Genomic DNA, 1,986 nt, shown 5'->3' on the forward strand with positions numbered 1-1,986 from the left:
ATCTTTTTTAACTGTTAAAAAAGAAGGTTTATTTGCCTTTGAAAGAGATTATATAGTTAATAAGGGGGTTTTCGTCATTGCGAGGCACGAAGCAATCTATTTTACGAGACAGATTGCTTCCTACATTGCAATGAAGAGTTTTTGAACCATCGCTAGTAAAACTTAAATAGTAGTATAAACTTAATTTCTCTAAACCCGATGACAGTGAGCACGAATCCCGATTCTTCTATCGGGAGCGTAAAACGGACAGCGGGACAGCGCTAACCGATGTACACAGAACCCTGCTTTCCAAGTAAAAAATCTTACTTATCACTATCTTTCACTCCCAAAACTATTCCACTAAAAAATTTGTCTTAAGCCCAAGCGTTTCTCTACAGTAAAAATATTTTCAATAAAGATTAATTCTCGATTTAAAATTACATTTTTGCAAAAATTATTTAACAATAAATGCAGAGTTACTCAGAATTTCTTGATCTAAGTGTTGGCTTCCCGCAGGAAGGTTTCGATGTTATAGATGATGAATTATATTTTCAGGATTTAAACCTGATGGAAATGATTGAAACTTATGGTACTCCCCTACGTTTCACGTACTTACCAATGGTGAGCAAGAAGATTCAACAGGCGAAGATTCTTTTCCAAACTGCCATTTTAAAGAACAATTATCGTGGCGATTACAAATATTGCTATTGTACAAAAAGCTCGCATTTTAAACACATTGTAGAAGAGGCGCTTAAAAACAATATCCACTTGGAAACCTCTTCGGCTTTTGATATGCCAATGATTGAGGCCTTGGAGAAAAAAGGGGTGTTAACCAAGGATACGACCATCATTTGTAATGGTTTTAAAACCTATCAATACAAGCAATATATTATTGATATGTTGCACGATGGTTATACCAATATTATCCCTGTGTTGGATAATAAAGAGGAATTTAACCTTTTTGATGATGAAGTTGATATTGATACGCCTTGCAATTTAGGGATCCGTATTGCGGCTGAGGAACAACCAGATTCGCAATTTTACACCTCCCGTTTAGGTGTTCGGATGGAAGATATTATTGATTTTTACAACAATAAAATCGTTCATAATCCAAACTTCCGGGTAAAATTATTGCACTTCTTTATCAACTCGGGTATTACCGATTCGCCATATTATTGGAATGAATTGGAGAAATACGTTACGCTTTATTGCAAGTTTAAAAAAATTAATCCTGATTTAGATACTTTGGATATTGGTGGCGGAATGCCATTTAAAGATTCATTGGTTTTCGATTTCGATTACGAATACATGGTAAACGAAATTGTTAAACGGATTAAGGAAATCTGTGCCATCCACGAAGTAATGGAACCAGATATTATTACCGAATTTGGTAAATATACAGTTGCTGAAGCTTCTGGAATTTTATATAAAGTTTTAGGAAGAAAGCAACAAAACGACCGTGAGCGTTGGTTAATGTTAGATGGCTCTTTCATCACTAACTTACCAGATGTTTGGGCGCTGAACCAAAAATATGTTTTATTGCCAATTAACAACTGGGATGCTGAATATGAGCGTGTTAACTTAGGCGGAATAACCTGCGATGGTCAGGATTATTACAACCAGGAAGCGCACATGAATAGTGTTTTTATGCCTAAGACGCGTAAAGTACAATACCTTGGCTTCTTCCACACAGGTGCTTATCAAGAAGTATTGAGTGGTTACGGTGGTATTCACCACTGTTTATTGCCAAGTCCGAAACACGTTTTAATCCGCAGAAACCGCGATGAAAGTTTCAATTTTGAGGTTTTTGGGGAAGAGCAGAATAGTAAGCAGGTGTTGAAGATATTGGGTTACTAAGGTATCCTAGCTTTTACCGCAAAGAACGCTTAGCATATTTAACCACTAAGACGCAAAGAACACAAAGCTGGGGGCTTAGTTTTTAGTAGAAATCCCGATTCCCTCTCTTCAAGGAGAGGGATAGTACATAATTTGCCAAACCACAAACTT

Annotated in this window: 1 protein-coding gene; it reads left to right on the plus strand. The window is 36.5% G+C overall.

The window, feature by feature from the left end; genetic code table 11:
• Positions 1 to 447 precede the first annotated feature (447 nt).
• Positions 448 to 1,836, plus strand: a complete 1,389-nt coding sequence (locus H7U22_RS16175; RefSeq protein WP_187072383.1) for an arginine decarboxylase — start codon at positions 448 to 450, stop codon at positions 1,834 to 1,836.
• Positions 1,837 to 1,986 lie beyond the last annotated feature (150 nt).

It is taken from the genome of Pedobacter fastidiosus, from assembly GCF_014306625.1.
In the GTDB taxonomy this organism is placed as follows: domain Bacteria; phylum Bacteroidota; class Bacteroidia; order Sphingobacteriales; family Sphingobacteriaceae; genus Pedobacter; species Pedobacter fastidiosus.